Annotated in this window: 23 protein-coding genes; 12 read left to right on the forward strand and 11 right to left on the reverse strand. The window is 57.2% G+C overall.

Annotated features, from left to right (window positions below; all coding sequences use genetic code 11):
- Positions 1–52 precede the first annotated feature (52 nt).
- Positions 53–1,078 (reverse strand): IS30 family transposase, encoded by a 1,026-nt coding sequence (locus tag KTQ42_RS10675; protein ID WP_217344525.1) that lies wholly within the window; start codon positions 1,076–1,078, stop codon positions 53–55.
- A gap of 383 nt (positions 1,079–1,461) precedes the next feature.
- Here KTQ42_RS10675 and KTQ42_RS10680 point away from each other — a divergent pair, with 383 nt between their 5' ends.
- A complete protein-coding gene (locus tag KTQ42_RS10680) occupies positions 1,462–2,847 on the forward strand; it encodes a peptide MFS transporter (RefSeq protein WP_217345483.1) in 1,386 nt (461 codons plus the stop codon).
- An 18-nt stretch (positions 2,848–2,865) separates the two neighbouring features.
- On the opposite strand, the gene KTQ42_RS10685 is transcribed toward KTQ42_RS10680, so the two are convergent.
- The 10 genes from KTQ42_RS10685 to KTQ42_RS10730 all read right to left on the reverse strand — a co-directional run bounded on the left by KTQ42_RS10685 (position 2,866) and on the right by KTQ42_RS10730 (position 13,023).
- Positions 2,866–3,060, reverse strand: coding sequence for an oxidoreductase-like domain-containing protein (locus KTQ42_RS10685; RefSeq protein ID WP_217345484.1), 195 nt, complete (start codon positions 3,058–3,060; stop codon positions 2,866–2,868).
- Between the two features lie 5 nt (positions 3,061–3,065).
- Positions 3,066–4,340 (reverse strand): lipid IV(A) 3-deoxy-D-manno-octulosonic acid transferase, encoded by a 1,275-nt coding sequence (gene waaA / locus KTQ42_RS10690; protein WP_217345485.1) that lies wholly within the window; start codon positions 4,338–4,340, stop codon positions 3,066–3,068.
- Positions 4,340–5,215 (reverse strand): Kdo hydroxylase family protein, encoded by an 876-nt coding sequence (locus tag KTQ42_RS10695; protein WP_217345486.1) that lies wholly within the window; start codon positions 5,213–5,215, stop codon positions 4,340–4,342. The genes waaA and KTQ42_RS10695 overlap by 1 nt, the downstream gene beginning before the upstream one ends.
- Complete coding sequence (gene waaC, locus KTQ42_RS10700) at positions 5,196–6,239, reverse strand: lipopolysaccharide heptosyltransferase I (protein ID WP_217345487.1); 1,044 nt, start codon at positions 6,237–6,239, stop codon at positions 5,196–5,198. The genes KTQ42_RS10695 and waaC overlap by 20 nt, the downstream gene beginning before the upstream one ends.
- Before the next feature lie 39 nt (positions 6,240–6,278).
- Positions 6,279–7,655 carry a phosphomannomutase/phosphoglucomutase gene (locus KTQ42_RS10705; RefSeq protein WP_217345488.1) on the reverse strand — a complete coding sequence of 459 codons (1,377 nt, stop codon included), beginning with the start codon at positions 7,653–7,655 and terminating at the stop codon, positions 6,279–6,281.
- Positions 7,656–7,761: 106 nt separating this feature from the next.
- On the reverse strand, positions 7,762–9,630 hold the full coding sequence (locus tag KTQ42_RS10710) for a nucleoside-diphosphate sugar epimerase/dehydratase (protein ID WP_349292136.1): 1,869 nt from the start codon (positions 9,628–9,630) through the stop codon (positions 7,762–7,764).
- Positions 9,631–9,855: 225 nt separating this feature from the next.
- Positions 9,856–10,221, reverse strand: coding sequence for a GtrA family protein (locus KTQ42_RS10715; RefSeq protein ID WP_349292137.1), 366 nt, complete (start codon positions 10,219–10,221; stop codon positions 9,856–9,858).
- Positions 10,211–11,191 carry a glycosyltransferase family 2 protein gene (locus KTQ42_RS10720; protein WP_349292138.1) on the reverse strand — a complete coding sequence of 327 codons (981 nt, stop codon included), beginning with the start codon at positions 11,189–11,191 and terminating at the stop codon, positions 10,211–10,213. The genes KTQ42_RS10715 and KTQ42_RS10720 overlap by 11 nt, the downstream gene beginning before the upstream one ends.
- Before the next feature lie 331 nt (positions 11,192–11,522).
- Positions 11,523–12,083, reverse strand: coding sequence for a sugar transferase (locus tag KTQ42_RS10725; protein ID WP_217345491.1), 561 nt, complete (start codon positions 12,081–12,083; stop codon positions 11,523–11,525).
- 1 nt (position 12,084) lies between these two features.
- Positions 12,085–13,023, reverse strand: a complete 939-nt coding sequence (locus KTQ42_RS10730; protein WP_217345492.1) for an NAD-dependent epimerase/dehydratase family protein — start codon at positions 13,021–13,023, stop codon at positions 12,085–12,087.
- Between the two features lie 132 nt (positions 13,024–13,155).
- Between KTQ42_RS10730 and KTQ42_RS10735 the strand changes: the two genes are divergently transcribed.
- The 11 genes from KTQ42_RS10735 (at position 13,156) to KTQ42_RS10785 (ending at position 25,952) form a co-directional block, all read left to right on the forward strand.
- Positions 13,156–13,959, forward strand: a complete 804-nt coding sequence (locus tag KTQ42_RS10735) for a hypothetical protein (protein ID WP_217345493.1) — start codon at positions 13,156–13,158, stop codon at positions 13,957–13,959.
- Between the two features lie 200 nt (positions 13,960–14,159).
- Complete coding sequence (locus KTQ42_RS10740; protein ID WP_217345494.1) at positions 14,160–15,185, forward strand: glycosyltransferase; 1,026 nt, start codon at positions 14,160–14,162, stop codon at positions 15,183–15,185.
- Positions 15,182–16,330, forward strand: coding sequence for an FAD-dependent oxidoreductase (locus KTQ42_RS10745; protein WP_217345495.1), 1,149 nt, complete (start codon positions 15,182–15,184; stop codon positions 16,328–16,330). The genes KTQ42_RS10740 and KTQ42_RS10745 overlap by 4 nt, the downstream gene beginning before the upstream one ends.
- Positions 16,331–16,337: 7 nt before the next feature.
- Positions 16,338–17,132 carry a pyridine nucleotide transhydrogenase gene (locus KTQ42_RS10750; RefSeq protein WP_217345496.1) on the forward strand — a complete coding sequence of 265 codons (795 nt, stop codon included), beginning with the start codon at positions 16,338–16,340 and terminating at the stop codon, positions 17,130–17,132.
- A complete protein-coding gene (locus tag KTQ42_RS10755) occupies positions 17,129–17,962 on the forward strand; it encodes a sugar phosphate isomerase/epimerase family protein (RefSeq protein ID WP_217345497.1) in 834 nt (277 codons plus the stop codon). The genes KTQ42_RS10750 and KTQ42_RS10755 overlap by 4 nt, the downstream gene beginning before the upstream one ends.
- A gap of 50 nt (positions 17,963–18,012) precedes the next feature.
- On the forward strand, positions 18,013–18,315 hold the full coding sequence (locus KTQ42_RS10760; RefSeq protein WP_249222715.1) for an EamA family transporter: 303 nt from the start codon (positions 18,013–18,015) through the stop codon (positions 18,313–18,315).
- 16 nt (positions 18,316–18,331) lie between these two features.
- Positions 18,332–20,545 carry a glycosyltransferase family 2 protein gene (locus tag KTQ42_RS10765; protein WP_217345499.1) on the forward strand — a complete coding sequence of 738 codons (2,214 nt, stop codon included), beginning with the start codon at positions 18,332–18,334 and terminating at the stop codon, positions 20,543–20,545.
- A 50-nt stretch (positions 20,546–20,595) separates the two neighbouring features.
- Positions 20,596–21,426 carry an ABC transporter permease gene (locus tag KTQ42_RS10770; RefSeq protein ID WP_217345500.1) on the forward strand — a complete coding sequence of 277 codons (831 nt, stop codon included), beginning with the start codon at positions 20,596–20,598 and terminating at the stop codon, positions 21,424–21,426.
- On the forward strand, positions 21,416–22,750 hold the full coding sequence (locus tag KTQ42_RS10775) for an ABC transporter ATP-binding protein (protein ID WP_217345501.1): 1,335 nt from the start codon (positions 21,416–21,418) through the stop codon (positions 22,748–22,750). Before KTQ42_RS10770 ends, KTQ42_RS10775 begins: the two co-directional genes overlap by 11 nt.
- Before the next feature lie 14 nt (positions 22,751–22,764).
- Positions 22,765–23,931: a class I SAM-dependent methyltransferase gene (locus tag KTQ42_RS10780; RefSeq protein WP_217345502.1), complete on the forward strand. Its 1,167-nt coding sequence runs from the start codon at positions 22,765–22,767 to the stop codon at positions 23,929–23,931.
- Positions 23,928–25,952: a glycosyltransferase gene (locus KTQ42_RS10785; protein WP_217345503.1), complete on the forward strand. Its 2,025-nt coding sequence runs from the start codon at positions 23,928–23,930 to the stop codon at positions 25,950–25,952. Before KTQ42_RS10780 ends, KTQ42_RS10785 begins: the two co-directional genes overlap by 4 nt.
- Positions 25,953–25,970: the final 18 nt, after the last annotated feature.

A 25,970-nucleotide genomic window follows, 5' to 3' on the forward strand; every position in this document is an offset into this window, starting at 1 on the left:
AAATTCCCTATATTAATTAACGGGCGGTTTCAAGTCTGAAGTGCAACGGCTGTTAATGAATTGACGTATCAGGTTGATGGGCACTCGCCAAGGCGGCGGCATAAACCTGTAATGGCGAGAGCCAGTTATGCGTTGCGCGTGGCCGCGTATTGACGCTGTCAGCAATGGCATCGAGCTGTTCCTGGCTATAGACCGACAGATCCGTTCCCTTGGGCAGATACTGGCGCAACAGGCCGTTGGTGTTCTCGCAAGTACCGCGCTGCCAGGGACTATGCGGGTCGCAGAAGTAGACGCGCACGCCAGTATTGGCCGCCAAGTCGGCATGGCGAGTCATTTCCTTTCCCTGGTCATAGGTCAGGCTCTGGCGCAGCGGTGCACTGATGGCATTGAGCTTGGCCGTGAAGGCCGCCAATGCCGAGGCCGCAGTCGCATCTTCCATGCGCGCCAGCAGCACCAGACGGCTTGTGCGCTCAACGAGCACCCCGACTGCGGACTGGTTGCCAGCGCCCTTGATGAGGTCGCCTTCCCAGTGGCCCGGCATGATGCGGTCCTCGACTTCCGGCGGGCGCACGTGGATGCTAACCATGTCCGGGATCTGCCCCCGGCGATCGGTGCCGCGACTGCGTGGCAGGCGCGTGCTGTGGCCATGACGCAGGCAGGCGATAAGTTCGCGGCGCAGTTCGCCCCGGGCATGGGCATAGATAGCGGTATAGATCGTTTCGTGGGACACGTGGAACTCGCGTTGGTGAGGAAAGACCCGCTTGAGGGTAGCCGATATCTGTTGCGGCGACCACTTCCAGCCGAGCATGGTGCGTACCACGCCCCAGCACACGGTTTGCCCATCCAGTTTGCCTCTGCCACGAGCATTGCGCCGGCAAGCGACCGCCCGCAATTGCGCATGGTGGGAACCATAGCTCTGCCCGGCACTGGTGTTGCGAGCCACCTCGCGAGCAATAGTCGATGGCGCTCGTTCCAGAGTACGGGCAATAGCCCGCACACTGAAGCCGCGCTGTCTCATCGTGGCAATGGTAATTCGGTCCTCAGGCTGAAGCTGCTGGTAAATGGTCGGTTTCTGCATGGGCACACCTTACAAGAAAAGGTGTTGCACTTCATATTTGAGGCCGCCACGTCAAAAGAGGACTGGTTCCTATAAAGGCAGACAGAGATTATTGAAGTTACAAATCGGTCGGATGCCCGTGGTTCTAATGCCCGCGCTGCATGTACTTTAGTAATCGCGCCTTACGCATGCGGCACGCCGTGCACCGTGATGCAATTCAGATACAGCAACTGTGAGTTGAGGGCGGGACTGGAAAGCAGTAAAGGCGATCGTGTTCCGCCCGTGCATTGGCAGGTGGCGCAACGCGGTTGTACTGGAGTACAGACCGCAAGGCATACCTGCGGATGCAAAGCCGTTTGCTCGCGTTACATAGCTATCGCCGTTCTCGTTTCATTGGAGATGTCATGCAGCACTCTGCTACCGCAGCACCGGCAACCGCCGATACCCTTTTCGGCCATCCCAAAGGCCTGTTCGTGCTGTTCTTCACCGAAATGTGGGAGCGGTTTTCTTACTACGGCATGCGGGCGCTGCTGGTGCTCTACATGACCAAGCACCTGCTTGCGCAAATCGAGCAGGGTGCGGAAGTGATAGGCTTTGCCACGCTCAAATCCGGTATCGAAGCCATGTTCGGCCCCCTGAGCCATCAGGCGCTGTCGAGCCAGATCTATGGCCTCTACACCGGGCTGGTGTACCTGACACCGGTGTTCGGTGGCCTGCTTGCCGACCAGTACATCGGCCAGAAGAGATCAATCTATTACGGCGCACTGTTGATGGGCATCGGCCACTTCCTGATGGCCAGCGAGCGCTTCTTCCTGCTGGCGCTGCTGTTCCTGATCGTGGGCAACGGCTTCTTCAAGCCCAATATCTCCACCCAGGTCGGCTATCTCTATGCCCCGACCGACATGCGGCGCGACCGCGCCTACATGATTTTCTACATGGGCGTGAACCTGGGCGCCTTCCTCGCGCCGCTGGTCTGCGGCACCTTGGGCCAGAAGGTGGGATGGCACTGGGGTTTCGGCGCGGCCGGCGTCGGCATGTGCATCGGGCTGGCGGTGTACCACTTCGGCCAGCATCAGCTGCCGCCCGCCAGCTTGCCAGCGCGCCCGCAGCGCAGCCATGCCGGTGCAGCAAAGCCGGAACGGCTCACAGCCGAAGAATGGCGGCGCGTGGTTGCGCTCATCGCGGTATGCACCGTGACCGTCATCTTCTGGGGCATCTATGAACAGCAGGGCAATACGCTGCAACTGCTGGCGGACCGGCAGGCCGACTGGCATGTCCTTGGCTGGGAAATGCCGTCGAGCTGGTTTCAGTCCTTCAATCCCCTGCTGATCTTCGTGCTGACGCCGTTCCTGAACCGCTTCTGGGGATGGCAATCGCGCCGCGCCAGCGAACCCGGCAGCATCGTCAAGATGAGCCTGGGCTGCGTGATCATGAGCCTGGGCTTCGTGCTGCTGCTGGCACTGATGCAGGGCCTGCCCGCCGGCCAGAAGCTGCACTGGCTATGGCTGTTTGCCTGCGTGTTCTTCTTCACGGTCGGCGAGATCTATCTGTCCCCGATCGGGCTGTCCTTTGTCAGCAAGATCGCGCCACGGAAGATCATCGCCATGATGATGGGCATCTGGCTGCTGTCGAGCTTCTTCGGCAACTACATGGCCGGTTACCTGGGCAGCTACTACGAGCGCATCGGCAGTGAGCGCTTCTTCACGCTGATGATTGCGCTGTCGCTTGCGGCAAGCGTCATCCTGATGCTGCTGGCCAGGGGCTTGCGGCGAACCGTGCAGGGCATATAGCACGGGCCCGGCCACCGTCTATTGCGCCGTATCCTCGCTGCCTTGCCTTGCCGCCTGGCGCGCTTCCCACTGCGCCAGGCTCTCCCGGTACCGCTGCAGCTCCTGCTGGTAAAGATCGAAGATGCACGGGTCGCAGCCGCTGCGGCAGCATTCATCGTCGCCCGGCTGTTCGGGCGGCTGCGGACGGGGGTCGTGGGAGATACGGGTCGCCATCGTCTTTATCCCAGCAGGGGCGCCAGCAGCCATACCGTGCGGGCGGTGGCGCCGCGGTGCTGCAGCGCATATTCGCGGGCCCGCATGCCCATGGCCTTGCGTGCGTCGCCATCGGCCAGCAGCGCTGCCGCCTGCTGCAGCATGGCCGCGGCGCTGTCAACGCGGATGGCCGCGCCGTCGGTGATGGCGTCTTCGCTGACGGCGCTGAAGTTGAAGGTATGCGGGCCGATCAGCACGGGGGTGCCGACGGCGCAGGCTTCGATCAGGTTCTGCCCGCCCAGCGGCGCCAGGCTGCCGCCGATGAAGGCCAGGTCGGCGGCGACGTAGTAGGCAAACATCTCGCCCATCGAGTCGCCCAGCACCACCCGCACTTCCGGCGGCACCTCGTATCCCAGGGACGAACGGCGCCGGTAGGCCAGGCCGCGCGCCTCGATCTCGCGCGCCACGTCGTCGAAGCGCTGCGGATGGCGCGGCACGATCACCAGCAGCGCCTCGCCCAGCGGGGTTTCCGTCTGCACCAGCGCATCCAGGATCATCGCCTCCTCGCCTTCCCGCGTGCTGGCGCACAGCAGCACCGGACGCTTGCCGAAGCGGCCATGCATGGCCGCGCCCGCATCCAGCATGGCCGGCGTCGGGCTGACGTCGAACTTGATGTTGCCGGTGACTTCCACGCTGTTGGCGCCGGCCTGGCGCAGCCGCTGGGCATCGGCCTCGGTCTGGGCGGCGATGCAGGCAATGCCCTGCGCGGCCTTCTGCAGCAGGCCGCCGAAGCGACCGGCACGGGCCAGCGAACGGGCCGACAGCCGCGCATTGACCAGCGCCACCGGCACATGGCGGGCATTGCACTGGGCGATCAGGTTGGGCCAGACCTCGGTCTCCATCAGGATGCACAGGCGCGGCGCGAAATGCTTCAGGAAGCGCTTCACCATCCAGCCGGTGTCATAGGGCAGATAGACCTGGTGGAAGCGCTCGCCGTAATGGCCATACAGCTCGCGCCCGGTGGCGCGGCCGGTGGGCGTCATATGGGTCATCAGCAGGCTGCGGTCGGGATAGACATCCAGCAGCGCGGCAATCAGCGGCTCGGCGGCGCGGGTCTCGCCCACCGATACCGCATGCAGCCAGATCAGCTGGTTGCCCGGCGCCGGCGCTGCATCCGTGTAAAAGCCCAGCCGTTCGCCGATATGCCGGCGATAGCCCGGCTCCTTGCGGCCGCGCCACCACAGGCGCATCAATACCAGCGGCAGGCCAACCCACCACAACAACGAATAAAGCAGACGCATCAGATAAGGGTGCGGCCGGTCAGCCGCGTCAGGATGGCAAGGGGACTGGCTGCCGGATCGTACTGGGCATCAGCGGGAAGATGAAAGGTCTGCTCCAGCATGTACTGGCCGGACATCACCGCATGCGAGGTCTGGTCGGAAAAGCAGACCCAGACCGCGCCCGGCGCGAACGGCATCGTGACCTGGCGCGCATCGCGCTGGTAGTTCAGGTCCGACTTCATCGCATCATGCAGCTGCAGCATCAGGTGGTCGTACTCGCTGCGCAGCGACTTAGTCACATGCAGCGCGCGGAGCAGGCGCGCCTGCAGCGGCGAATAGGGTTTCATGCGCGGCAGGAAGTGCCGCGCAACGTCCTCGAACGGCTCCCCCACGCGCCAGACCCGCGGCTGCCCCTCGGGATTGACATTGGTGAACACGCGCAGGATGCGCTCGCCGTAATTGGGCCGCGACGGGAAGGCATCGACATGCAGGCGGCGGTCGTCGGCGCGCCAGGACTGCGCCCGCGTCTCGACCTGCGACGGGCGAAAGCTGGTGGGCGCACTGCGCAGCTTGCCGGTATAGGCCGGCAGCAGCTGGGCCACCAGGGTCTGCGCCTGCTGCCGGAAGCGGCCGACCATGCGGGCCATGCCGGCCTGGCCGGCGGCATCGAGCACCGTGCCCTTCAGCTTGCCGGCCGCGTCGAGGCTGATGTTGCGCACCTTGGGGTCGCGCACGTCGGGGGTGAGATAGGCTTCTTCACCCGGCTGCAATGCAAACGGCAGCCGCGGGAAGTGCAGCACCTTGCCGGCTTCCAGCGCGGCGATCCATTCGGGGTTGGCTGGTTCGGAGCCGGCGTCCCAGTCGCGCCGGTCGATATCAATGATTTGCTGTTCCATCAGCCGTATTATGCCGTGTCGGGTCGGTATCAGGCTGACGAATGGCCTGGCGTTCCAGCAGGGACAGCGCCGCCGCTTCCACTTCCTCTACGCCGGGCGGCATGCCCTGGTCGCCGAGATTGATGATGCGCGGCGACCAGTTACCCTCGGTCTTCCAGCGCTGCGAATTGCAATACAGCTCCACCGTGGGCCGGCAGAAGGCCGCGGCGATATGGGTCAGGCCAGTGTCGACGCCCACCGCCAGCGTCGCGCGCTGGGCCAGCGTCACCGCTTCCATCAGCGGCAGCGCCGGCAGCACCCGGGCGCCAGGAATGCCGGCCGCGATCCTTTGCGCCGCCTCGCGTTCCGCAGGGCTGCCCCACGGCAGCAGCACGGCCAGCCCTTGCGTGGCAAGGGATGCACCCAGCGCGATCCAGTTCTGCTGCGGCCACTGTTTGGCCTCGCGCGCGGTGCCGTGGAAGAACACCGCATACGGCTCGCGCGGCAGCCAGTCCGGCCGCAGCGCCGGCGCCTGCAGATTGAAGTCGGCCGGCCCGCTGACCTGGTAGCCCAGCGCGCCGGCCGCCACCTCGCGGGCACGCTGCACCGCATGGGTACGCCTGCCTACGGCGATGCTGGCCGTATGAAAGATCCGCGACACCGCCTCATAGCCCGAGCCTTCGGTGGCATTGGCCAGGCCGATGCGACGCCCGTCCGGCGCCAGCCGCGCCATGCGCATCAGAAGGCCGGTCTTGAACAGGCCCTGGGTGTCGAACACCAGGTCATAGTCGGTTTCGCGCAGGGCCGCCCGAAAGGCGCGGATCTCGGCACGCGTGGCGGCCGAGGCCAGGCTCTTGCGCCAGCGCCGCAAGGCAACCGGGATCACATTGCGCACGCCGTCGTTCAGGCGCACCAGGCTGACATAGGCCTCTTCCACCACCCAGTCGATCTGCGCATCGGGCAGATGGCGGCGCAGGTCGGCCACCATGGGCATGTTGTGCACCACGTCGCCCAGCGAGGAAACCCGCACGATCAATATCTTCATGACGGCGCCGCGCCGGGCTTCCAGATGCATGACGACGCGTCAGTAAGGCAGCACGGCGTCCGGCTTGGCAGCCTGGATCACCCGCTTGAACTCGGACTGGATGCGCGCCAGCGCCGCATCGTTCTCGGCCTCGAAGCGCATCACCACCACCGGCGTGGTGTTGGACGAACGCGCCAGGCCGAAGCCGTCCGGATATTCCACGCGCAGGCCGTCGATGGTGATGACCTGGTCGGCGCCGGGGAACTGCGCTTCCTTCTGCAGCTTCTCGATCAGCGCGAAGTTTTCGCCTTCGTTGAGCTTCAGTTGCAGCTCGGGCGTGCTGGTCGACTGCGGCAGCGCGTTCAGCACCGCCGACGGGTTGCTCTCGCGGCTCATCAGTTCCAGGAGGCGCGCGCCGGCATACATGCCGTCGTCAAAGCCATACCAGCGGTCCTTGAAGAAGATGTGGCCGCTCATCTCGCCACCCAGCGGCGCGCCGGTCTCGCGCATCTTGGCCTTGACCAGCGAATGGCCGGTCTTCCACATCAGCGGCTCGCCGCCGTTCTGCGTGACCCAGCTCGCCAGGTGGCGGGTGCACTTGACGTCATAGAGAATCTTTTCGCCGGGATTGCGGGCCAGCACGTCCTTGGCAAACAGCATCAGCTGGCGGTCGGGAAAGATCACCTGGCCATCCTTGGTAACCACACCCAGCCGGTCGCCGTCGCCGTCGAAGGCCAGGCCCAGCTCGGCATCGGAGGTCTTCAGCGCATGGATCAGGTCTTCCAGGTTTTCCAGGTGCGCCGGGTCCGGATGGTGATTCGGGAAGTTGCCGTCGACCTCGCAGAACAGCTCGGTGACTTCGCAGCCCAGGCCGCGGTACAGGTCGCCCGCGAAGGCGCCCGCCACGCCGTTGCCGGCATCGATGACGATCTTCATCGGCCGCGCCAGCTTGATGTCGCCGATGATGCGCTGCAGGTAGTCGTTGCGGATATCCAGTTGCCGGTAGCTGCCCTGCCCGCTTGCATAGCCGTTGGTGTCGATGGTGCGGTACAGCGCGGTGATGGCGTCGCCATAGATTGCCTCGCCCGACAGCACCATCTTGAAGCCGTTGTAGTCCGGCGGATTGTGGCTGCCGGTCACCATGATGCCGGAGCGCGCATCCAGCGTGCTGGTAGCAAAGTAGACCATGGGCGTGGCAACCACGCCGATGTCGATCACGTCCACGCCGGCGGCCTGCAGGCCTTCGGCCAGCGCCGCGGCCAGGCCCGGCCCGGACAGGCGGCCGTCGCGGCCGATGACAACCGTGGTTTCACCCTTGGCCCGCACGGCGGTGCCAAAGGCCTGGCCGATGCGGCGCGCCACGGACTCGTCCAGCGTCTTGCCGATGATGCCGCGGATGTCGTAGGCCTTGAAAATGGAAGGAGAGAGATTGAGCATGTTGTCTTGTCTTTTCGTTGTCTCGGTTGGCAAAAGCGCCGGCTTTTCAGCCAGCGCCGCGCTTGTCAGGAGCAGTGGCAATCGGCACGGAACCATCGCGCAATACTCATTTCACGGCATGGATACGTGCCGCCTCCGGCTTGTTGCGCGCAGTGCGCGCGGTCCAGATAAAATCCTCGATCCCGCATTGCGGCGCATATTCCGACACCGCTTCAAGCAGTAACTCGCGCACGGTCTCCACGTCGAAGCGGTTGCATGCCTCATTGAGCCGGTCCAGGATGCGCTGCAGCGCTGGCCATGCCAGCTCAGCTTCCTGCGCCCGCATGATCAGCGGATGCCCGGTGCCCTGGGCATTGGCGCCGATCAGCAATTCCTCGTACAGCTTTTCACCAGGCCGCAGGCCGATCTGCCGGATCTCGATCGTGCCTTCCGGCGTGGCATCGCTTTTGACCTCATGGCCGCTCAGGTGAATCATGCGCCTGGCAAGGTCGATGATTTTAACCGGTTCGCCCATGTCCAGAACAAACACGTCGCCGCCCTCGCCCATCGCGCCAGCCTGCAGCACCAGCTGCGCGGCTTCCGAAATGGTCATGAAGTAGCGGGTGATTTCAGGATGGGTCACGGTAATCGGGCCGCCCGCCATGATCTGGCTATGAAACAGCGGCACCACCGAACCCGAGGAACCAAGCACGTTGCCGAACCGTACCATGCAGAAGCGGGTATGTTTTTGCTCGCGTGCAAAGGCTTGCAGGATCAGTTCGGCCATGCGCTTGGTGCAGCCCATGACATTGGTCGGCCGCACTGCCTTGTCGGTGGAAATCAGCACGAAGCGGCCGACCCGGGCATCGACCGCTGCACGCGCAATGGCCAGCGTGCCGAATACATTGTTGCGTATGCCCTCGACCGGGTTGTGCTCCACCAGCGGCACATGCTTGTAGGCAGCGGCGTGGTAAATAGTGTCGACATTGAAGGTCTGCAGCATGCGGGTGCATTTCTGCTGGTCCAGCACTGAGCCCAGGAAAGGGATCAGTTCCAGTTCGACGCCCAGCGACTGGCGCATGCCCTGCAGCTCCTGCTCGATGCTGTAGAGATTGAATTCCGCGCTTTCCAGCAGCAGCATGCGGCGGGGCTTCAAACGCACGATCTGGCGGCACAGTTCCGAGCCGATCGAGCCGCCCGCGCCCGTCACCAACACCGACTTGCCGGTAATGCAGCTAGCCAGCAGGCCCATGTCCGGCGCAACAGGGTCACGCCCCAGCAAGTCCTCGATCTCGATGTCGCGCACATCCTGCAGGCGCAACTGGCCGGACAACAAACTGCCTACCGGCGGCGTAATCTTGACCTTGACCTTCAGCGGTTCCAGCCGGTTCAGGATGGTCTTCTGCTGAGCCCGGCTCAGACTGGGCATGGCCACCAGCACTTCCTTGATGCTGCGGCGGACAATCAGTCGTTCCAGATTGTCCGATCCATGAACCCGGATGCCGGCAATGGTGGCACCCTGCAGATCGCGGTTGTCATCGATGAAGGCCACCGGGGTGTAATCGGGCACCATACGCAATGCGCTGGCCAGTTGAACCCCGGCATTGCCGGCGCCATAGATCGCCACCCGAGTGCCGTCCAGCGGCCCCATGGCCCGGATGAAGTAGCCGCGCGCAATGAACCGCCCCGCCACCATGTACAGGATGGCGCTGACCCAGTAAATGCCGAACACGCCACGCGACAGGCCTTCCAGGCGGGTGATGATGGCCGACATCGTGACCAGCACCACCAGCGACAGCGATACGCCCAGCACCACCACATAGACGATTTTCGGATCGATAAACCGGATCATGGCCCGGTACAGTCCTATGCGAATGAAGATCGGGATAGACACCAGCGGCGCAGCCAGCAGCAGCCAGGCGTACTGCCTGATCAGCAACGGGTCGATATGGTCGTAACGCAGCCAGATGGCAAAGAAAAGCGTGAGCGGTAGCATGACCGCGTCAATGCTGGCTGCCAGAAGTTGCTTTTTGAAACGGGATAATTCGAGAATGGCTCTCATCGACGCCGGTTTATGCAATAAAAACAGCATTTTACCCGGCCATGCCGCTTTGCAGCATTGTGACCATGATCGGTCTTCGAATTAATTGATCAGTCGCAGGTTTTGTTAATTAATCTACAAACGAGCTTTGCAGCCTCTTTCCATTTCCTTCAAGACACTTTACTTGAAAATCCAGTATTTCCCGGCAAAGAATCCAATCACGGCAATCACAGGCAATGAAAGAATTTTTCCTGCCAGCGGGCTACCTATCAAGGACGCCGCAAGTGTCACCATGCCCAGTGCAATGCAATAGTTGAAAGCTACAACGACCAGATATTTTCCGAACGATGCGGTGCGCGCGCTGGTGGTAAAGGTAAACCTTGCATGAAACAGATAATTCACCACCAGCGAGACGAAGAAGCCGGTTGACGTGGCCACAATCAAGCTGGCGCCAACTGTCAAAAGTGCCTGGAAGATACCGACATCGATGGCCGCGCTCAGCGCACCGCCAGCGAGATAGATGAGAAACCGCTGATCAAGCACCACGCGAGCGCCTCCTCGCGAACCTGGCGCTGCGATGCACTGCCCGCGACGGCACGGCCGCAATATCGTACGAGAAAAAGGCAAGAATCAACTGGATGCCCATAATGACCGGCAACGCTGACAGCATCACGGTGCCAGCCGGCGTGGCAACGCCCGCCTCGCTCGACCCGGCCCAGCGCAAGCCGCCATAAATCAGGCCGAAGAGCAGCGAAATCACCCCCAGCGGCAACTCCAGCGAAGCCAGCGACATGTCGCGCAAATAATAGTTGTAGAAAATCCGCTTGCCAAAATTCCGGATGTGCTTGCCCATGAATTCCCCGACGATCTTCGAGATCTTCAGGTTGCTGACCTCGTCGCCATAGGTGGCATCCATCGGCACGTCCTGCACCACGGCGCGCAGGGTGTTCAGGCGAAACAGAATGTCGGTCTCGAAGAAATAGCGCTTGCTGATCTTTGCGTACGGCAATTGCCCGGCGATATTGGCGTGGATCGCGGTATAGCCATTGGTGGGATCGAAGATATCCCAGTAGCCAGAAGACAGCTTGGTCATCAGGGACAGCAGCGCATTGCCGAACATCCGCACCGGCGGCATGTTGCCGATCTCGTCGAGATTGAAGAAGCGGTTGCCCTTGGTGTAATCGGCCTCGCCATCCAGGATGGGCTGCACGAAGGACGAGATCATGTTCGGGTCCATCTGGCCATCGCCGTCGATCTTGACGATGACCTCGGCGCCATCGGCCACCGCCGCCCGGTAGCCGGTCATGACTGCGCCGCCGACGCCCTGATTCACTTCATGCCGCAGCACGACCACGCGGCTGTCGCGGCACTGCGCCGTCACCAGGTCGCCACTGCCGTCGGGGCATTTGTCGTCGACCACGTAGATGGCTGCCACTTCCTGGCCAATCGAGTCGATGACGCCGAGAATATGGCGGGTCACCTTATAGCTTGGAATGACAACCGCAATGCGGCGCACGGGAGTTTCGTGTTCAGGCGGAAATTCGCCGATCTCCGGCCTGGAACCGGTTAGAAATGATGTTGTATTGTTGATCATGATGAGTGCTGCGTATCCAGTGCATTCACCAAGGCAAATGCACCGCACACGCCCTTTCCTGCGTTCAATGCAAGATGCTGAACCGGCTTGATTACGCCATGAGCGACACCACGGGACAAGTCACCGACGCCGGTCGACTGCCTGGAAGAACCCGGAGTCACCGGGCAGCACAAGATAGCACTTATCGGCACACCGCCTTTTGCTTGTCTGCAAAGGCTTGCCGATTTGTCCAGCCTGATTCAAAACTCGCTATCTAATGCGTCACGCCCTCGCGACGCACCACTTTGAGGAAGGTGAGGAAAAGGATATTGAGATCGAACAGCAGGGATTGCCGTTGCAAGTACTCGACATCGAGTTTTACCTTGTCAGGGATGGCCAGTTCATCCCGACCATTGATCTGCGCCCAACCGGTGAGCCCGGGAAGCAACTCGTCCACATGGTGGCGGGTGCGCAACTCGATCAGGTCATACTGGTTAAACAGCGCCGGCCGCGGCCCGACGAAGCTCATGTCGCCCTTCAGAATGCTCCAGAGCTGGGGAAGTTCATCCAGGCTGGTCTTGCGCAGGAAGGAACCGATGGGGGTGAGGAACTGGTCGGGATTGCCGAGCAGATGGGTGGCGACGGCGGGAGTATCCGTACGCATAGTGCGGAACTTGGGCATGCGGAAGATGCGGTTTTTCCGGCCGACGCGGTCGGACCAGTAGAAGGCCGGGCCGGGAGATGTCAGTTTTACAGCAAGGGCGATAGCGCACAAAGGGAAAAGGATAGGCAAGAAAAATGCAAATGCCAAGAATAGATCAAATGAACGTTTCATCTCAACGGTTTATGAGAAAGTGTTGAACAGCACGTCGCACACTTTGGTCGATGCTGAAAACCGGTGTCCAGTTCAGCAAATGCTTTGCCAAACTTGTATCCACTTGCAGCGAAGCGAGTATCCTCGCAGCTGCCTCTTTCTTGCCAATCATTGCAGCAATGGTTGACAACCATGACGCTGGGACGGGCAACAGGTGAGCGGGTCTGTTCATTGCGTTGGCGATCATGCGAATCAAGTCTGGCGTGCTGATATCGTCCTGATCAGACACAAGAAATGTATGACTTGCTGCCGCTTGGCTGCATGCACATAGAAGCAGAAAGTCAACGAGATTCTCTACAGCAACCAAGCTACGCAAGTTATGTACAGCGCCGAATGGAAGTGGCATGCCCGAATGCACTAATTTCATCAATGTTAGGAAATTTGCTCTTACGCCAGGCCCATATACCAATGGAGGCCTTACGATTACGAGCTCCATTTCCGTCGCTGAACAGATCTCCTGCAAAATTAGTTCCGCTTCCCACTTCGATTGGGCATAAGCGTCGCTGGGCTGTGGAATATCATCGCTGCGGAATGGCCGTAGCGAAGTAAATTCGCCGTTAACCTTAATTGTGCTGACGAATACAAATCGCCTTACCCCTGTACGCGCAGCCGCACGCGCCAGGGCCGCAGTCGCCTCTATATTGACTTTACGGTACAGGGCGGTCGGATCGACACTCGCCTCCCGCATCTGATGTACCCGCCCTGCGAGGTGGATCACTGCGTGACAGTCGGCCAGTAGCGGCTCCCAGTTGATGGGAGTGGCAAGATCACCCGTGGCCCTTTCTGCTTGGCATGTCGCCTTGCGTACCGCTGGAACAAAGGGTATGGTGCGGCGCTGCATTTCAGTACACAATGCCGCACCGACAAATCCTGCTGCTCCCGTGACAAATATCTTTTTCAATTTCGCGCATACATTGATAGGAGAGCGTCATTGTACGCTGCGGTCCGACTCGACTCGATCAAGACATAGAGCCACCATAAAATCTCGATGCCCCTGCTGGTGCCGCGGGACCATGAATGAATAATCTTATAGATGTTGCCAGATCGTCACATTCGCTTCTCCATTTCCATTGTCAGCCATGGGCATGGCCGTTTGATTGCATTGCTGCTTAAAGACTTGGCAGATGCGAGAAGGCACGACGTAGAAGTCATTCTCACTTGGAACCTCGCGGATGAAGATCGTTACCCGGTAGAAGCGATGGGCCACTCCCTGCCATTAATCACTATTCTCAACACGACCCCGCATGGTTTCGCGGAGAATCACAACTTGGCCTTCCAACGCAGCGGCGGGGAAAATTTTGTCATTCTCAATCCTGACATCAGGCTGCCATCCGACCCATTCGATATCCTGCTGAACATTTTGCGCGTCCAACCCGGCGTAGTGTGCGCGCCGATGATCTTCAATCCGGACCGAGAGCCGGAAGATAGCGCCAGATTTTTTCCAACACCTTGGATGCTGGTTAAGAAAGCCGTTGCAAAAGCATGCGGGGCTAAGCTCACTCTGCGCTCTGTACCAAAGAAGGAGAATCTCCTATCCCCCGACTGGATAGCCGGCATGTTCATGGTCATCCCGCGCGACATCTACAGAGATCTTGGCGGACTATCGGAACGGTATTTCCTTTATTACGAGGATGTGGATTTTTGTGCCCGCGCACGCCTCAAGGGAATAGAAATTCTGGTAACTTCAGATACCTATGCGATCCATGATGCGCGCCGGGAAAGCCATCGTGATCTTCGCTTCCTGAGCTGGCACGTCAAAAGCGCGTTTAAGTTCTTCACATCGCAAGCTTACCTGACGCTCAAACTTCGATCGCTGCTTGGGAAGAAGCAACCCTGAAGCCGGTTGCTGCACTCGACTCACGGCTTGAGCACCACCTCAGGATAAGAATGGATACGGAGACTGAGCCTCGGCCGTGAAAGTCTTTTTCAAAACTCAAATGACGTTTTTGCAGAAGTTTCTGTGCGGTCGATTAAAATGATGGACTTTGTCCAACACAGGCGTAGCGGCGAATCGCAGGCGTCGAGGAATACTTGTTAATGTTCTTTCCAGTTTTTCTTTCGGTAATTATTCTCGTTCGCAACCAGGCTGACAATTTAAAGATGCTGTTGCAGGATGTAACGGCAAATATCTCTTCGCTCGTCAGCGATTACGAAATTATTGTTGTCGATAATGCCTCCGATGATCATAGCGTTACAGTCTTGAAGGAAGTTACAGGAGAAAACGGTTTTCCGAACCTTCAGGTCTACGCGTTAACGAAGGAGGTCGACGCCGACACCTGCGCCTGGGTGGGTATGGAAAATGCGCTCGGCGATTTTGTTGCGGTTTTGGACCCGCTTACGGACAATATTGGCTTTCTTCCAGACATGCTGGACAAGGCCGTCAGCGGTTCGGACGTCGTATTTGCCATGAACGGCCAGAAAGCTGCGCAAACTCTTGCGTATCGCATGGCATTTTCAGTATTCAACCGTATCTATAGGGTGGCAAACGGCATTGACCTCGGCAAGGAAGCGCCCCAATACCGCTTGCTAAGCAAACGGATTGTCAACTTCATCCTTCAGCACCCGCAACCGGCGCTGACTTATCGCTACCTGCCGGCGACCGGGGGATTCGCTCGAACCATACTCAATTACGATGCAACTCCTCGGGTCGCGCACGTGAAGCGCATCTCAGAAAGCATCGATCGTGGAATGCGCTTGCTGGTGTCGACTACTAGGGCTCCCATGAGGCTCGTCACATGGCTTTCGATGTTTGGCGCGGGCGCCAACCTGCTCTATTCGGTATATGTGGTAATTGTCGGCATGGTGAAACCAGACGTCGCACCAGGCTGGATCAGCCTCTCCCTCCAGCAGTCAGGCATGTTCTTTCTCATCTCGTTGGTATTGCTGGTGCTTGGCGAATACATTCTCCAGATGGCGGCGTTGTCAAACGAAGGGCCGGCCTATCATGTGGGACAGGAATTCACCAGCGCACGCATGACCCGACGCGAAAAACTCAACATTGAGGAAGTAAATGCAACGGCAAGCGTGCTACCGGCGCATACTGACAAGCGGTTTGCTCCATGATTTATGGCGATGACTTCTACGATGCTGTTGTGATAGGCGGGGGGTTTTACGGCGCTGCAATTGCAATCTATCTCGCCAGGCAACGCGGTTTAAGACGGGTGCTTCTGGTCGAGCGCGAGTCAGCCATATTGACGAGGGCCTCCTATAACAACCAAGCGCGAGTGCACAATGGTTATCACTATCCACGCAGCTTCACCACCGCGTACCGGAGCCGTATAAACTTGCCCCGCTTCGTTCAACAGTGGCCAGCCGCTGTCAAACAGGATTTTTCCAAACTGTATGCGATCGCCCGTCGCAATTCCAAGGTAACTGGGAAGCAGTTCGAGCGGTTCTGTCGCGACATTGGCGCCAGCTTAAGGCCGGCGCCGCCGACATTAAAGAACATGTTCGCGCCCGCCTTGATCGAAGAAGTATTTCTGGTTGAAGAATATGCATTCGATTCCACGAAGCTGGCGGAGTGGGCCAAGCGCGAATTGCAGGAAAGCGGTGTGCGGCAGCGACTTGATACACGGGTGACGACAATTGCGGTGGGCCCAGACAATACCCTAACCGTCTCGATGCAGCCGCGGGCAAGCAATCCCGTGCAGATCTCGTGCCAATATTTGTTCAACTGCACCTATAGCGGCCTGAACCAGTTCGGCGGAAGCTTTCCTGGCAGTCATACCAAGCTCAAGCATGAAATCACTGAGATGGCTCTGATGCAAATGCCAACAGCCTTGAAGGACGTGGGAATAACCGTTATGGATGGTCCTTTCTTTTCCATGATGCCCTTTCCCGCTCGCGGACTGCACACGCTGTCCCATGTCAGATACACGCCTCATCTCCATTGGATGGATGAGCACGGCGCCGATCCGTACCAAAAACTAGCCCGGTACGAACGCCAGACGCGCGCCGATAGAATGGTGCGCGATGTAAGCCGCTATCTTCCAGCAATCCTTAAAGCGCGGCACATTGACTCGCTGTTCGAGATCAAGACTGTTCTCGTCAAGAACGAGGGGGATGACGGCAGACCCATTCTGTTCGAAAAACATACTAGTCTGCCGGGATGCTATTCGGTTCTTGGCGGCAAAATTGACAATATCTACGATGTTCTCGAAAAACTGGATTCCGAGAAATTCACATCCAGTCAACATACCATCACCTGAAAAACAAATGGCAAACGCACTGATAGGCTATTCCGGATTTGTTGGCGCCACTCTGATGAGGCAGGCTGCGTTCGATGCGCTGTATCGTTCCACCAATATAGGCGATATCGCAGGCAGGACATTCGACACGGTCGTCTGTGCAGGTGCGCCCGCCCAGAAATGGATCGCAAATCGTGAACCGCAGGCAGACCGCAAAAATATTGAAGATCTGATCGGCCATTTAAGGACTGTCAACTGCCGTACATTCATCCTGATCAGCACAGTCGACGTGTTCAAGAACGCAATTGGCGTGGATGAAGAAACGCCGGTGGAAGAAGCCGGGCTGCACGCTTATGGGCTGCATCGCCGGTTGTTGGAAAAATTTGTCGAGAAACATTTCCCCAACCACCTGATCGTACGGCTCCCCGGCTTGGTTGGCCCTGGCTTGCGCAAGAACGTAATTTTCGATTTCTTGAACGATAACAACTTGCACGCCATCGAGAGCCGCGGCGTTTTTCAGTTTTATCCCATGGTCAATCTGTGGAGCGACATCCAGATCGCGATGCAGGCAGGCCTGAAGCTGGTTCACCTGACCGCTGCGCCAATCAGTGTGGCCGAAGTGGCGCGATTGGGCTTCGGCAAGACTTTCGACCAGCAATTGGCCGGCACGCCTGCATATTACGATATGCGCTCCAGACATGCTGCCGCTTTCGGCGTCGAAGGGGGCTATCAATACAACAGCCGAGAAACAATTCAGGCAGTGAGGGCTTACGCTCAATCTGAATCGCCGCTTGTAAAGCCGCAGGCAGGAGTTCCAACATGAGGCTGGCCATTTCCAATATTGCTTGGGACACGGCAGAGGACGAACAGGTAGCGGGAATACTTTACCGGCATGGCATCGATGCGATTGATGTTGCACCTGGCAAGTATTTTCCTAACCCGCTTCTCGCCACCGAAGAAGACATCGCGCGCGTCAGGAACTGGTGGGCAGACCGCGGCATCGAGATTAGCGGAATGCAGGCTTTGCTATTTGGCACGAATGGACTGAATGTTTTTGGCAGCGAGCAGGTTCAGCAGGCAATGCTTGCGCACCTTGGAGCCGTCTGCCGGATCGGAGCAGGCTTGGGCGCTACACGCCTCGTTTTTGGATCGCCGAAAAATCGGGACCGCGCCGGCCTGACAGACCAGGAGACGATGGATCTCGCCTGCCAGTTCTTCAAGCGCTTGGGTGCTATTGCCAAGTCCGCCGGCGTTTCGATCTGTCTGGAGCCCAATCCGCCTTGCTACGGCGCCAACTTCATGACTGATAGCAAAGAAACGTCCCGAATCGTCGAAGCGGTTTCGCACCCGGCGATTCGAATGCAACTAGATACTGGCGCCTTGACTATAAATGGCGAAGATGTTGACGCAGTGCTGCTTGAAAGCGCGCATCTCATCGGTCATGTCCATGCAAGCGAGCCTGATCTTCTAACCTTGGGTGACGGGCTGACGGACCATCGGAAGATGCATGCGGCATTACTGCGCCATCTTCCTGGATGCGTAGTGTCAATCGAAATGCTTGCGGCCAAACAGGAACCTCACTTGGTCGCAATCGAGCGAGCGCTTTCCACCGCCGTCCGCAATTACTGCCCTGAAGCCGGGGTGAATCAATGAAGTGGTTGATACTGATACTGGGTATCGCTGCAAACGCGTCAGCAAGCGTCTTGATCAAAATAGCCATGACGCCCCCTCGCAAGTTTCCCTCACTGGCCGATCCCATGGCGGCTCTTGCCAACTTCCCGTTCTGGCTTGGACTGGGTCTATATGGAGCAGCGTTTCTGCTTTACGCTGCTGCCCTGGCCCGCCTGCCTCTTAACGTAGCCCATCCGGTCCTGACTTCGGGCGCGATCGCGACCGTCGCTGTATCTTCCATCCTGATATTTCGCGAGCCGTTTCATTGGACCACCGGCGCCGGCATTTTTCTGGTGATTGCGGGTGTGGCGCTCATTACGCTCCGCACAGCCTGACGAATTGCATAATGACATGAACGAAATGACCAACGCTTCACCGCATAACCGTTCCAAGTGGCAAATTCCTAACTACACGATACCTCTTTGGCAGGGGAGGCAGCATCCTTGCTGCATCGTCATACCAGTTATCAACGAAGGAGAACGCATTCGCAATCTGCTTAGCCGGATGGCGGTCCTGAACATCGAGGCAGTGGCAGATATCATCATCGTCGACGGCGGCAGCAAGGATGGGTCGCTGGAGTTGAACGCATTGATGCAATATGGAGTCCGCGGATTGCTGGTGAAGACCGGCCCTGGCAAGCTGAGCGCGCAATTGCGCTGTGCATATGCGTTTGCTCTCGACCAAAAATACGAAGGCATCGTGACCATAGATGGCAACGACAAGGATGATCCGGCGGCAATTCCCCAATTTATTGCAGCATTGGATGCAGGTTACGACTTTGTGCAAGCTTCACGCTTCATTTCGGGCGGCGTAGCGGAAAACACTCCCGCTTCGCGTAACTTGGCTATCCGTTTGCTCCATGCACCTCTCCTTTCCTTGAGTTCAGGCTTCCACTGGACCGACACGACACAGGGGTTCCGTGCCTACAGCAAGCGCTTGTTATTGGATCACGCAATAAATCCGTTTCGCGATGAATTTCAAGAATATGAATTGCTGGCTTATCTCTCCCATCGTGCTCCCCAGATGGGCTTCAAATGCATCGAAATCGGCACGGCACGGCGTTATCCCAGAGGAGAGGTGCCAACCAAAATCAGTGCAGTAAGAGGCAACCTGAAAGTGCTTCACACGCTGTTCATGGCCTGCATGGGGAGATATAACCAGCCAGGCTACCTGCGCAGACTGCCGCCTAGCCTATGGCCCATTACGGCATTGGTCTTTCTTGGCGTACTGCTATCCTTACTTGCCTTCTTTCCGGGATGGATGAGCCCGGATTCAGTCGCACAATATCAGGATGCTCAAAGAGGCATATTTTCAGACTGGCATCCCGTCTTTATGGCTTGGTGGTGGCAGCGCTTGGACAGGTTATATGCAGGACCAGGGCTGTTTCTACTTCAGAACGTTCTCATGTACTGGGGCGCCTTCGGTTTGTTTGCGGCGGCCGCCCGATACCGACTCGGCCGGGCAGCTTATTTGTTTCCGCTCGCCGGTTTCTGGCCGGGGGTGGCATTCCCGCTTGGTCAGATATGGAAAGACATCGCTTTCGGATCCGCAATGCTGCTTGCATGGGGCATTCTGGCTTACGTATTTTCACAGGGACGCAAACCAAGAATCATTGAAAAAGTCGCCATTTTCCTTCTCGCAGCATTTGGGTACGGCGTCAAAACAAACGGGATCGTCGTCCTTCCCTTTCTATTCGGGTTCTGGATTTATACTGAAAATCTTCGCACAGATTCACGTCCCAGGCAGTTTGCAATCTGCTTGGCGCTCACTGCTCTGGCAGCTATGGTGCCCTATGTCATTGTGCCGAACTCGAAAATAATTTCGACGTCTCCATTTCAGTACACGCAAACCTACGACCTGCTTGCCATCTCGGTCAAAACCGGCCGCAATGAAATGCCCGCTTACGTAAGCAAGCATATTGGCACAGATATAGAAAAGCTCAAGTCATTGTATTTTCCAGGAGGAAATAATCTTCTTTTCTATAATGTCGCCGGCAACCTCACGACCACGGACAAGGCAGATTTGCAGGAACTACGTCGCCTGTGGTGGAAAGCAGTCCAGTCAAATCCGCGCGCTTACTTGACACATCGCATCGAAAACTTCGGCGTGTTACTTCGTCTGGGAGAAAATACGCCGGCCATGGTCGCGTTTCCAGGCACAGTGGCAAACTCCTATAATTTCAGCTTTGTAAAAAATAATTTCTCCGACTGGCTGGGCTCTCAGCCGGAAAAACATCCATGGATGTTTTTCCCATGGATTTATTTCGCCGGCCTGATCGCCGCAGCCGCTACCCTAATCGCATTTGAAAAAAACAAGATATTCATCCTGCTCTTTAGCGGATCCGCATGGGCTTTCATTCTCCCTCACTTGTTCATCACGCCTGCCGCGGATTATCGTTACCTTTATTATGGCTACTTAATCAGCATTGTTTGCATTTTGATCGCCGTTTTTTCGGCATTCAAAAATATGCTTACTCCCCGCGCAAACAAGAAAACCATCGGCGATGCGATTTCGCATGATCTGGAAAAAAATTTTGTATGGACCGATGATAAAAAAGTCGGATGACATGTTTTGCGCAAACCCTTTTTAACAGTAAAAAATTAACTAAGATCGAGATGAGCAATTACAAACGCCATTTAACTTCGCCCAAAGAGTCTGTGGCAAGCTTTTGGCAAAACCGGCAGTTGATCATGCAAATGACCAAGCGCGAAATCCTTGGGAGATACAAGGGTTCAATCATGGGCTTGGCATGGTCTTTCTTCAACCCTGTGCTTATGCTCGCGGTCTATACCTTCTTTTTTTCGGTGGTATTCAAATCCCGTTGGGGCACCGAGGCGGATGACAGCAAGGCATCTTTCGCCGTTATCCTTTTCGTCGGCATGTTAATACACAGTTTTTTTAGCGAAGTCATTAATCGCGCGCCAACACTCATCTTATCAAATATCAATTACGTGAAAAAAGTGGTCTTTCCATTGGAAACTCTCCCTTTCATCACAGTTGGCTCCGCATTATTTCATTCTGCAATAGGGCTGTTCGTTCTCATTTTGATACAACTGGCCATCAGCCAGAATCTGCCATGGACGGCCGTTTTTTTCCCTGCAATCCTGCTTCCATTGATATTGGGATCCTTGGGCTTTGCTTGGTTTCTTTCCGCTTTTGGCGTGTATGCGCGCGATATTGGGCAGGTCACCGGCGTCTTCACTTCAGTGCTGATGTTCCTTTCCCCAGTGTTCTATCCAGTTTCGACTTTGCAGCCAGCCTATCAAATTTACCTGAAGCTGAACCCGCTCACATTCATTATCGAAGAAGGCAGAAATTCCCTGATCTATGGCATTCCTCCTTCCTGGACAGGATGGTGCGTTGCAATGGCCGCTGGCGGATTGACGGCATGGCTGGGTTTCTGGTTCTTCCAAAAAACGCGCAAAGGGTTTGCAGATGTCCTCTGATATCGCTATTTCCGTCAGCAATGTCTCCAAGGCCTATCAAATCTATGATCGCCCCTATGACAGGCTGAAACAGATGATTTTTGGCGCGCGCCGAAAATATCATGAAGAATTCTGGGCGCTACGAGACGTTAATTTCGACGTACGCAAGGGCGAAACAGTTGGCATTGTTGGACGCAACGGCTCCGGCAAATCTACCCTGTTGCAAATTATTTGCGGCACGGTGACGCCGACTTTGGGAGAGGTTCAGAAACGAGGCAGGGTTTCCGCATTGCTGGAACTGGGATCGGGCTTCAACCCGGAATTCACAGGACGGGAAAACGTTTATCTGAACGGCACCATCTTGGGAATGGGTAAGGAGGACATCGACAAGCGTTTCGACAAGATCGCTGCTTTCGCTGACATTGGCGAATTTCTCGACAGCCCGGTGAAACATTATTCCAGCGGGATGTTCGCTCGTCTTGCATTTTCCGTCGCCATTCACGTCGATCCGGATATCTTGATCGTCGACGAAATTCTGGCTGTCGGCGACGCCGCTTTCCAGCGTCGCTGCCTTGCAAAGTTCTATGAGATCCGCCAATCGGGATGCTCCATACTGTTTGTTTCTCACGACCAGTATCAGGTGAAATCGGTCTGTCAGCGTGCGCTTTATCTCGAACATGGGCAACAGAAGGTGTTTGGCCCGGCAGGCCGCGTCATAGACCAATATGTGATCGATACAGAGCGTTCGGTAGCGCAATTCACTTCGAATGCGCCAGACGCGGGAAGACAGGAAGAACAAGTCGAACTGGCACAAGCCAGCGACGCGGAAACGGAGGCCAGCGCAGTGTCGGAGACGGAGGCAGTATCCAAATCCGCGCCGCGAAACGCGATGGAAAGCACAGCCCAGCCGCAGGTTGACAGCCTGTACCGTATCGTCGAAACCGATCTGCTAGATGCGGCCGGGGCTCCGGTCGCTGATGTGGTTTGCGGCCAGGATGTCTATCTCAGGATGCGCTTCCAAGCCACATCCGACTTCATACCCGGTCGGATCAGCTTCGTCTTTAACCTGTACCGGCATGACGATTTCTATATCTGCGGAAGCACAACCGTAATGGACGGCATTGCTCCCTACGTGGCAGGAAAGACGGGTGAAGTCATCATCAAGTTTCCCAGCCTTCCTTTGCTGGGAGGTCTTTACAAATGGCGTGTAGCCATTAACGATGATGGCGGTTTCATCGTGCATGCCGAAGCAAAAGACGTCTGCGAATTCCGCGTGGTGGATGATTTCAATGCTGTCGGACTGGTTAATTTGCCCAGGGTATGGCATTCGATTCGCATGGACTAACTTAGAAGAGATATATGGAAAGATTGAGTTTCAACGGCGGCGGCCGTTACGACGGACTGGAAGCAAGCATTCATATTGCGCGTTATTTGCTTGCAAAAAACCATTGCAGCCAACGTCGGGTGCTTGATATCGCTTGCGGCGAGGGCTACGGAAGTCGCATGTTAAAAGACTGGGGCGCTACCGAAGTTCATGGCGTGGATATTTCCGAAGAAGCGCTGACCAATGCTCGGCGCAATTTTGCAGGCGACGGCATTGAGTTCCTCCGTTCCTCAGGCGAGGACCTGCTGTCGCTGTTGGCAGGAAAGGGATTCGACCTGATTGTCTCTCTTGAGACCATTGAGCATCTTCAGAGCCCCGAAACCTTTCTTGGCAATCTGCGCTCCCTGTTGAACCCGGGAGGGACAATCATCATCAGTTGCCCAAACGACTGGTGGTATTTTCCGACCGAGGGAGAACGCAATCCTTACCACCTCAGGAAGTACCATTTCGACGAGTTTCGCGAAATGACGGAATCCATACTGGGCCCGGCTGTTTCCTGGATGCTGGGCGCTCCAACTTTTGGCTTTCTCAACACGGTTCGAAGTGCTGTGCCAGAAGCAAGCGCGGCCTGCAGCCAAATGTCGATGATGGAAACCAAGGAGATGTCATTGGCGCAACTGGTGCCGGCAGAGCCAGACGCCGGCCCGCGAGACGAAAATGCAAGCTACTTCGTCGGTATCTGGGGCCAGCAAACCTTGCCGATAAGCGAGACTGCCGCTCTGCTGCCTCTGTCCATGGACGCATTCAAGAAAGGCGTTTTTCAAGGCCACTTCACAGAACAGGAAACTGTCAGGAACGAGTTGCATGCCACAACCTCCCGCGTCGCCCACTTGGAAGAGCAAGTCAAGCAAGCTGAGTTGAAAAGCCGGGATTTAGAAAGTGAGCAACGCAGGCAGGGCCTGTTACGCCGAGCTACGCTCGCAGAAAACAAGCTTCTGCATGACACAGTCCATCAACTCAGAATACAGTTGAAAGACACTCAAGCTGAACTGGCCATGCAAAGACAGCAGTGGACCGAACTGGAACAACACGAACTGCACATCGTATACAATCGTTATGTCCGACTGCGCAGGATGGTGCCGCCCGGACTGCTCCGGGCGGCACGAGCAGTGCGCAATCTCATAAGGGGAAATGCCCGATGAGCCGGCTTGGATTCATTGACGGCTTGCAGCAGAATGTCTATTTGTCTGACGTCGGCCATACACTGCTTGCAAGCGACGCCTGGCGCAATGACGGCCCCAATATCGGTGAATGGGGCGCCAACCTTACCATCAGCTTCCTGTCGCTGAACCGCTCAACCTTGTCGGCCCGTCTGCTTCAGTCTATTTCAGAACATCTGCCGAATTTTGCCGGCGAAGTTCTCATTATGGACAACGGCTCTACAGCCGAGGAAGCCAGCCAGTTGCGCGCTCTGTGTGAAAAGCAAAGCTATCGTTGGCGGCTGGTTGAACTGGGGAAGAATTATGGCGTGGCCGGCGGCCGCAACCGTACAATCCCACATGTCCGTACCGACTGGCTGATGTGCCTGGACAACGACATCTATTTCACCCGCAATCCCCTACCCCAGATCCAGCATGATCTTGCTCGGCTTGGGTGCCATTTCATGAGCTTGCCTTTGCTTGACTCGGATGAAAAAACCATTTTTGCCCGGGGTGGCCATCTCTACGTCAGCTTCGAACACGGGGAACTGCATATCGGGGCCGGCAGCGCATGCAAGCAGGAAATTCCCGAGAGTCTAGATGGTGAGGCCTTCCTTTCCACCTTTCTTTTCGGCGGTGCCTGCGTGTTCAATCGGCATACTTTCGAAAAGGCCGGCGGCTATGACGAAGCCATGTTCATCGGCTTCGAGGACATCGATTTTTCGGTACGGCTTTTCCAGCAGGGTTACAAGATAGGCTCATCATCCATTTTGGCGCTGGTGCATGACCATCCGAATCCAAGCTCCGACGTAGATCGGGACTATGAAAAGGAACGCTTTTCCCGGAATCTCCTGCGCGAGTCCGCACGTCATATGGAAGACAAGCATGGCTTCCGGATCTGGAGCGATGCCGTTGACCACTGGCTAGCATCGCGGCATAACGCGCTCAGCTTGGAATTCCAGCATGCGCCTCCGTACGATGCGAACGTGGCCCAGTCGGAGGGGAAGCCAAAGATCGCCCTCATCATCGATACTCATGGCTGGGCCTTCTCCAACATTTCCCAGCAACTGGAAAGGTATCTGTCGGACCGCTATGACTTCACCATCATTCCGATGGATGTGATAGACAACATCAACCATGTGCTGATGATGACGGCGGACTGCGACCTGATCCACTTCTTCTGGCGAGAGCATCTCCGCCTGATCGGCACCCCTTATTACCGCAGCTGGGCCGAAATGTTTTGCAGTCAGTACGCGGATTTTGAAAAGCGCTATATCATCAACAAAAAAATCACCACCAGCATCTATGACCATTTGCTGCTGGAAGAAGACGAGCTGACCGAAAGAGCGTCTCTCTACAACTCGATGCTGGCTGGATATAGCGTAGGGTCGGAAAAATTGCGGGATATTTACGCCGGGGCGAAAGGTTACCCGGCCCCGTCTGCCGTTCTGGAGGACGGCGTGGACTTGACCATGTTCAAGCCTGCAAGGCTAGGCCGTCTTGATGAATTGCCGGGACGAGAACTGGTAGTGGGCTGGGTGGGCAATAGCAAATGGGCTTCCGAGATTGAAGACTTCAAGGGCGTTCACACCATACTCAAGCCAGCAATCGAAAAATTGCGAGCGGAAGGCCTGCCCATACGCGCCCACTTTGCGGATAGACAGGAACGCTTCATTCCGCACGCCGAGATGCCGGCTTACTATGCCGATATCGACGTTTATGTCTGCACATCCAAGATCGAAGGCACACCCAATCCGGTGCTCGAATCCATGGCATGCGGCGTTCCCGTAATATCCACTGATGTCGGCATCGTTTCCCAAGCGTTCGGGCCGCTGCAAAGCCGTTTCATTTTGAAGGAACGCTCGGTCGATGCCGTGGCAGCCGTGCTGAAGTCCCTGATTGCCGAGCCTGCCCAGTTGCAAGCCCTGTCGCAGGAGAATCTGGAAATGATCAAGGATTGGGACTGGAAGATAAAAGCCGAGAAGTTTGCCGCCTTCTTTGAGCGTGCCCTGGGACGAAAATAAGCGGCATTTGACGCCATC

The organism is Noviherbaspirillum sp. L7-7A, from assembly GCF_019052805.1.
GTDB lineage: Bacteria > Pseudomonadota > Gammaproteobacteria > Burkholderiales > Burkholderiaceae_D > Noviherbaspirillum_A.

Bases quoted from the DNA above. Each gene is read 5' to 3' on its own strand.
- waaA (WP_217345485.1), bottom strand. From the start codon at position 4,340: ATGCGTCTGCTTTATTCGTTGTTGTGGTGGGTTGGCCTGCCGCTGGTA.
- KTQ42_RS10765 (WP_217345499.1), top strand. From the start codon at position 18,332: ATGAACGAAATGACCAACGCTTCACCGCATAACCGTTCCAAGTGGCAA.
- KTQ42_RS10685 (WP_217345484.1), bottom strand. From the start codon at position 3,060: ATGGCGACCCGTATCTCCCACGACCCCCGTCCGCAGCCGCCCGAACAG.
- KTQ42_RS10770 (WP_217345500.1), top strand. From the start codon at position 20,596: ATGAGCAATTACAAACGCCATTTAACTTCGCCCAAAGAGTCTGTGGCA.
- KTQ42_RS10735 (WP_217345493.1), top strand. From the start codon at position 13,156: ATGTTGCCAGATCGTCACATTCGCTTCTCCATTTCCATTGTCAGCCAT.
- KTQ42_RS10785 (WP_217345503.1), top strand. From the start codon at position 23,928: ATGAGCCGGCTTGGATTCATTGACGGCTTGCAGCAGAATGTCTATTTG.
- KTQ42_RS10755 (WP_217345497.1), top strand. From the start codon at position 17,129: ATGAGGCTGGCCATTTCCAATATTGCTTGGGACACGGCAGAGGACGAA.
- KTQ42_RS10725 (WP_217345491.1), bottom strand. From the start codon at position 12,083: ATGAAACGTTCATTTGATCTATTCTTGGCATTTGCATTTTTCTTGCCT.
- waaC (WP_217345487.1), bottom strand. From the start codon at position 6,239: ATGAAGATATTGATCGTGCGGGTTTCCTCGCTGGGCGACGTGGTGCAC.
- KTQ42_RS10675 (WP_217344525.1), bottom strand. From the start codon at position 1,078: ATGCAGAAACCGACCATTTACCAGCAGCTTCAGCCTGAGGACCGAATT.
- KTQ42_RS10710 (WP_349292136.1), bottom strand. From the start codon at position 9,630: ATGCTACCGCTCACGCTTTTCTTTGCCATCTGGCTGCGTTACGACCAT.
- KTQ42_RS10740 (WP_217345494.1), top strand. From the start codon at position 14,160: ATGTTCTTTCCAGTTTTTCTTTCGGTAATTATTCTCGTTCGCAACCAG.
- KTQ42_RS10750 (WP_217345496.1), top strand. From the start codon at position 16,338: ATGGCAAACGCACTGATAGGCTATTCCGGATTTGTTGGCGCCACTCTG.
- KTQ42_RS10775 (WP_217345501.1), top strand. From the start codon at position 21,416: ATGTCCTCTGATATCGCTATTTCCGTCAGCAATGTCTCCAAGGCCTAT.
- KTQ42_RS10695 (WP_217345486.1), bottom strand. From the start codon at position 5,215: ATGGAACAGCAAATCATTGATATCGACCGGCGCGACTGGGACGCCGGC.
- KTQ42_RS10705 (WP_217345488.1), bottom strand. From the start codon at position 7,655: ATGCTCAATCTCTCTCCTTCCATTTTCAAGGCCTACGACATCCGCGGC.
- KTQ42_RS10680 (WP_217345483.1), top strand. From the start codon at position 1,462: ATGCAGCACTCTGCTACCGCAGCACCGGCAACCGCCGATACCCTTTTC.
- KTQ42_RS10745 (WP_217345495.1), top strand. From the start codon at position 15,182: ATGATTTATGGCGATGACTTCTACGATGCTGTTGTGATAGGCGGGGGG.
- KTQ42_RS10780 (WP_217345502.1), top strand. From the start codon at position 22,765: ATGGAAAGATTGAGTTTCAACGGCGGCGGCCGTTACGACGGACTGGAA.